The 6273-nt window shown below is 62.3% G+C and carries 5 protein-coding genes; 1 reads left to right on the top strand and 4 read right to left on the bottom strand.

The window, feature by feature from the left end; all coding sequences use genetic code 11:
- Window positions 1-5: 5 nt before the first annotated feature.
- Genes AC19YS_RS22385 through AC19YS_RS22400 form a run of 4 tightly spaced genes read right to left on the bottom strand, consistent with a single transcriptional unit; the run spans window position 6 to window position 4081 of the window.
- The gene (locus AC19YS_RS22385; protein WP_106579590.1) at window positions 6-968 is read right to left on the bottom strand and encodes a Dyp-type peroxidase; all 963 of its coding nucleotides are present in this window, start codon (window positions 966-968) and stop codon (window positions 6-8) included.
- Window positions 969-1018: 50 nt separating this feature from the next.
- Window positions 1019-2044 (bottom strand): RNA 3'-terminal phosphate cyclase, encoded by a 1026-nt coding sequence (gene rtcA, locus AC19YS_RS22390; RefSeq protein WP_500602687.1) that lies wholly within the window; start codon window positions 2042-2044, stop codon window positions 1019-1021.
- 8 nt (window positions 2045-2052) lie between these two features.
- On the bottom strand, window positions 2053-2841 hold the full coding sequence (locus tag AC19YS_RS22395) for a nucleotidyltransferase domain-containing protein (RefSeq protein ID WP_119736104.1): 789 nt from the start codon (window positions 2839-2841) through the stop codon (window positions 2053-2055).
- Window positions 2842-2854: 13 nt separating this feature from the next.
- Window positions 2855-4081: an RtcB family protein gene (locus AC19YS_RS22400; protein WP_500602688.1), complete on the bottom strand. Its 1227-nt coding sequence runs from the start codon at window positions 4079-4081 to the stop codon at window positions 2855-2857.
- Window positions 4082-4294: 213 nt separating this feature from the next.
- Here AC19YS_RS22400 and rtcR point away from each other — a divergent pair, with 213 nt between their 5' ends.
- Window positions 4295-5896: an RNA repair transcriptional activator RtcR gene (rtcR, locus tag AC19YS_RS22405; RefSeq protein WP_500602689.1), complete on the top strand. Its 1602-nt coding sequence runs from the start codon at window positions 4295-4297 to the stop codon at window positions 5894-5896.
- The last annotated feature ends 377 nt before the right edge of the window (window positions 5897-6273 follow it).

Below are 6273 nucleotides of genomic sequence, written 5' to 3' on the forward strand. Positions count from 1 at the left end.
CCGAGCTAAGCCCCAGGCTGGCGGTCGGCCAACGCTTCGAGCAGGTCGGCCGAGGGCACGAAAAACAGGCCGCCGGTGACCGCCGTGCTGAAGTCCAGCAAGCGGTCGTAATTACCCACGGGGCGGCCGACAAACATGTTTTCCAGCATCTGCTCCAGCGGCTTCGGCGAACGCGCGTAGCCGATAAAGTAGGTGCCGAACTCACCGGCGCCCGGGCGGCCAAAGGGCATGTTGTCGCGCAGGATCTTCACTTCTTCACCGTGCTCGTCGGTGATAACGGTCAACGCGCTGTGTGAGTTGCTCGGTTTGGTCTCTTCATCCAGTTCGATGTCTGCCAGCTTGGTGCGCCCGATCACCTTCTCCTGCGCTTCCACGGTCAGGTCGTTCCAGGCCGCCATGTTGTGCAGGTATTTCTGCACCAGCACGTAGCTGCCACCTTCGAATTCGCGGTCTTCGTCGCCGACGATTGTGAAACCCACCGCCTTGCGCCCCACCGGGTTCTCGGTGCCATCGACAAAGCCGATGATGCTGCGCATATCGAAGTAGCGAAAACCCTGGACCTCATCCACGACCTGGACGCTGTCGCCCAGGGCCGCCATCAGTTGGGTGGCCAACTCGAAGCACAGGTCCATCTGCTCGGCACGGATGTGCAGCAGGATGTCGCCAGGGGTCGAGACGGCCTTGCGCCCTTGCACACCAAACTCGCGAAATGGATGCAACGCCGCCGGGCGTGGGGCGCCGAACAGCCGGTCCCAGGCATCCGAGCCAAACCCGCAGACGCAGGTCAGGTTGCCTGCCGGTACGCGCTTGCCGACCGAACGCACCAGCCCGGCTATGTCACCGCACCAGGCCCGCACAGTGTCGAGATTGCCGGGCGTCAGGGTGGCGACCATGAAAATCGCGCTGCTGGTGATGGGGTGGCAGACGGACTGCGGTTCAAGGGGTGGCTGAACGGGGCACGTATTCATGATAAACATCCACAGGCTAAGGGCGGTTTTGACCCGCGCAGGTTAGCAGATCAGACCCTGCGACACTCGACCAGCAACCCGCCCTCCTCGCGCACACGGCTTTCGATCACCACCGGCAGGAAGCGTTGAATTACCGTCATATTGCTGTGCAAGTGCTCGCTCATGTGTGGCGTGGTAAAACGCCCGCCGCCGGCCAACGCCATCGGCAACAGCAGTTGATCCGCCAGGTGCTCACCCACCGCGGTGTCGGTGCCCTGCCACTCCATCGCCTGGTTGATGGCCTCATCGGCCACGGCCTCAGCTCGCACGGTGGTCATGCCGAACGCACTGAATACTTCGGTGACCTGCGCGTGGACGTATTCCAGCATCAGCACATTGCCCGGTCCTTGCTGCGGGTCAATGTCTATCGGGAACAGCTGCGCCTCGGTGAACCCCAGGCGCTGGCGGACGCGCTTGAATTCACGCTCACTCACCTGATCCGCCAGGCCGGCATTCAGGACGATGGCGCGTTTTTCCAGCAGCTTGCCGCGCTGCATCAGCTGCAACGCCTGCAGGTCCGATGGCTGGATAAACGCCTCCACTTCGCCGCCGCCCGCCGGGACGAAACCATGGCGTATGAGGTTCAACTCGACGCGCGCGCCCATGCGCCGCAACAGCGGCAGCCAGGCCCGCTGCAAAAAGTCCACCGGCGGCGCCAGCGGGTTATGGGTGCCGCCGCTGATCGTCACGCGGCTGGCGGTTGGCGCGCGCAACAGCGCCGGTAGCAACGTCTGCAGCACCAGGGTGCAGCTGCCGGCCGTGCCGATCGCAAAGCGGTACTCGCCGCCTTGTATCGGCCCGGGTTCGAACAGCAGGCTCTGCGAGCCCAGCTCAGCCCCTTGCACCTTGGCGCCACACACGTGGGCGGCGGCCAGCACGGCGGTCAGGTGTTGGCGCATCAAGCCTGGCCGACTGCGCCTGGCGCGGATGTTTTTGATGCGCAACGTCAGCCCGGTCACCATTGCCAGGCTCAAGCCACTGCGTAACACCTGGCCACCGCCAATGGCGCCGTCGAGTTCAATCACGTCCTGTTTCATGTTCGTCCTTATGCGTAGCGGTTAACCGTGTGTCGAAGGTAATGATCCAGGCGCTTTGCGTCTGCTTGCGTGCGTGGCAAAACCGGCACTTCGCGTTCCAGCTCGCGCTGGATAAATGCGTGCAGCGCCGGGCGCCGTGGTCCATAAGCGGCCTCGCCGGCATTGCGCTTGAGGGCCAGCAGCGTTGCCACTTCGTCGAGCAGTTGCGGGTCATCCACCGTGCCAAGCAAGTCGGCGAACGTCATCGGCGGGCGTCCCAGGCCCAGGTCGATCCAACGCACTGCCAGCAGCGGCCTCAGCACGTAGAAGTACTTCTTGAACCGCACCTCCTCGCCTTGCAGGTAACCACGAAAATTCTTCCTGGCCATCGACAAGTAGTGATTACGCGCCGCCGGCGGGCTGTAGAACGTTTCGGCCAAGGCCCGCAATTGCGCCGTCGCCTCAGTTTCCTGGCGATACACCAGGGGCGAATCCAGCCACTCCAGCAACGTAGGGTTGGACTTGCGCAACAGCCCCAAGGTCTTGCGCAGCTCCCATCCGCTGACATCCAGCTCGTCATCCAGCGGGCGCTCGATCACATCCCGCGGCGCATCCACCTGCATAAACCAATCAGGCTTTTCCACGTAGACAAAGCGCACGTCGTAGTCGCTGTCGGTAGACGCAAACCCCCAGGCGCGACTGCCCGACTCACAGGCATACAGCACGCTCACGTTGCGCTCGCGCTCTATGCGTTCCAACTCATCCAGCACCCGCGCGCGCATGGCGTCGCTGAGTGGGTGACGTTCTTCCCTTTCCATCGTTGTGCTCCTCTTAACCTTTTACGCACACCACCTGACGCAGGGTGTGCAGCACTTCCACCAGCTCGCGCTGGGCATGCATGACGGCGTCGATGTCCTTGTAGGCCATCGGAATTTCATCGATCACATCGGCGTCCTTGCGGCACTCCACGTGGGCCGTGGCGCGGATCTGGTCGGCCACCGTGAAGGTGTTTTTCGCTTTGGTGCGGCTCATGGTGCGGCCGGCGCCGTGGCTGCACGAGCAGAACGACTCTTCGTTGCCCAGGCCGCGCACGATGAAACTTTTTGCGCCCATAGAACCCGGAATAATCCCCAGCTCGCCCTTCTTCGCCGACACCGCGCCTTTGCGCGTCACCAGGATCTCTTCACCAAAGTGCCGCTCTTTTTGCACGTAGTTGTGATGGCAGTTCACCCCTTCCAGCACCACCTCAAACGGCTTGCTGATCACCTGGCGCGTGGCCTGAACCACCGCGCGCATCATCAATTCGCGGTTCTGCCGGGCAAAATCCTGCGCCCAGCCCACGGCTTGCACGTAGTCATCGAAGTGCTGGCTGCCCTCTTCGAAATAGGCCAGGTCGCGGTCCGGCAAATTGGCCAGGTGCTGGCGCATGTCCGCCTGCGCCAACTGGATAAACAAGTTGCCGATGGCGTTGCCCACGCCGCGCGAACCGCTGTGCAACATGAACCAGACACGGTTGGCTTCATCCAGGCACACCTCGACAAAGTGGTTACCCGTGCCGAGCGTGCCCAAATGCTGGCGGTTGTTGCTGTGCTCAAGCTGCGGGTACTTATCGGTAATTGCCTTGAACCCGGGGCGCAGCGTCGCCCATACCTGATCGGCCTGGGCCGGCACGTCCTCCCAGGCGCCTTTGTCACGCCCTTTACGGCTGCGGGTACGACCATGGGGCACGGCGGCCTCGATGGCACAACGCAGCCCGTGGAGGTTGTCGGGCAAATCGCTGGCGGTCAGCGTGGTGCGCGCGGCAATCATCCCGCAGCCGATGTCCACACCCACCGCCGCCGGGATAATCGCGCCCACCGTGGGGATTACACTGCCGATGGTCGAACCCTTGCCCAAGTGCACATCCGGCATCACCGCGAGGTGCTTGAAGATAAACGGCATCTTGGCGGTGTTCATCAGTTGCTGGCGGGCTTCAGGCTCAACCGGTACGCCTTGGGTCCAGAGTTTGATCGGCTTGCCGTTGGCCACTTCCAGCAGTTGGTAGGTTTTCTCTTGCATGATCTCGATTCTTTTTTTGGAAAGCCGTCATCGCGGCGTTGAACAGGCTATAGCAGCGGGCGTGCCAGCTTTTTACGAAACCCAGATAAAATCTTTATCTCATTGTTTTGTATAGATATTCATCCGGTATGGAATTTAAACGCTGAAAATCGATGGCAAGCATCTTCGCCAATTCATATCCTTGCTTATCGTCACTTATATTTTGGTCTAGCCATGAAGCACAAGCGCACCGTCGCCATCGGGTTTATCGGGTCAAAGCTGGACCGCGTCGGCAAAGGCGCCAACCGCTGGAACCACTGGCGCCCCAGCGTCGGTCTGTGCCAGCAGGCCGATGTGCTGATTGATCGCCTGGAGCTGATCCACGACGTCGATGCCCGCGACGTCAGCCTCGCCGAACGGGTGCGCGCCGACATCCTGCAGATCTCCCCGCACACCGAGGTGCGCCTGCACGCGATGCCGCTGCAAAATCCGTGGGATTTCGAAGAGGTCTATGCCGCGCTGCACGATTTCACCACCGACTATGCCTTTAACACCGAGCACGAGGACTACCTGGTCCACATCACCACCGGCACGCACGTGGCGCAGATTTGCTGGTTCCTGCTGACCGAGGCGCGCAACCTGCCGGCGCGCCTGATCCAGACCGCACCGGCCCGCCGCCGTGACGACACCGCGCCCGCCACCGGCACGCACACGCTGATCGACCTCGACCTGTCGCGCTACGACCGCATCGCGTCGCGCTTTGCCCACAAGCGCCTGGAGGGCCTGGCGTTTCTCAAGTCAGGCATCGCCACGCGCAATAGCGCTTTCAATGCCTCCATCGAGCAGATCGAACGCGTGGCCGTGCGCTCCAAGGCGCCGATGCTGCTGATCGGCCCCACCGGCGCCGGCAAATCATTCCTCGCCCGGCGCATCTACGCACTCAAGCGCAGCCGCCACCAAATCCAGGGGCGTTTTGTTGAAGTGAACTGCGCGACATTGCGCGGCGATGGCGCGATGTCGGCGTTGTTCGGTCACATCAAGGGCGCTTTCACCGGCGCCCAAAATGCCCGCGATGGCCTGCTGCGCGCGGCGGATGGCGGCATGCTGTTTCTCGATGAAATCGGCGAACTGGGGCTGGATGAGCAGGCGATGCTGCTCAAGGCCATCGAAGAAAAACGCTTTTACCCATTGGGTGCCGACCAAGAGGTGGGCAGCGACTTCCTGATCATCGCCGGCACCCACCGCGACCTGCGCGAGCGGGTGGCGCAAGGGTTGTTTCGTGAAGACCTTTACGCGCGGATCAACCTGTGGACCTTTGACCTGCCGGGCCTTGCGGGCCGGCGTGAGGATATCGAACCCAATATCGATTTCGAACTGGAGCGCCATGCCCGCGAGCAAGGCCGGCGCGTGCGTTTCAACCTGGAGGCGCGGCGGCGTTACCTGGCGTTTGCCTGCTCCAGCGAAGCCGCCTGGCGGGGTAACTTTCGTGAGTTGTCGGCCTCGATCACCCGCATGGCCACGCTGGCGGACAGTGGGCGTATTGATGAGGCGCAGGCTGAAGAGGAAATTCAGCGTTTGCGTTATGCCTGGGGGTTGTCTGCGCCGCAGGCTGATTGGCAAGCCTTGCTGCCGGCGGAGCTGGATCTGTTTGATCAGGTGCAACTGAAGGCGGTGATTGAGGTGTGTCGGCAGTCCGACAGCCTCTCGGATGCGGGGCGCCGGTTGTTCGGCGTGTCGCGTCAGGCCAAGGCGCAACCGAATGACGCGGACCGTTTGCGTAAGTACCTGGCGCGGTTTGCGCTGGATTGGAAGCAGGTGGCGTCTGTGCAGGCCTGAGGCTGGCCGCTTGATTTGCTGGGGATTTTTTCGCGGTGTTAGTGGGGTTGAGGTGGGTTTTATCGGGTTCTTGGGTCTGGGTAGTTGGCGCTCTGGGGGAATTGAGTTGGCGGCTCTTTGGGGGGTGGGGGGCATATCCGTTGGCTGGGTGATGGCGGATATCGGTTCCGCTCTTACAGCGGGTCACTTTGGAAAAGCCCCAAAGTAACCAAAGGGCTCTTGCCCCACCACTCGGCACCTCGCTCACGCTTCGGTGTGCCCGAACGAAGGCTTGAATCCGTGGGCCGCCGTGACGGGCCATCCATGGCCCAACACGGCTAACCCGGCGTCCTGCCGGGTTACCCACGGATTCAAGCCTGCGTTCGGCCAGCGTGGTT

The organism is Pseudomonas sp. MF08831 (assembly GCF_059862645.1).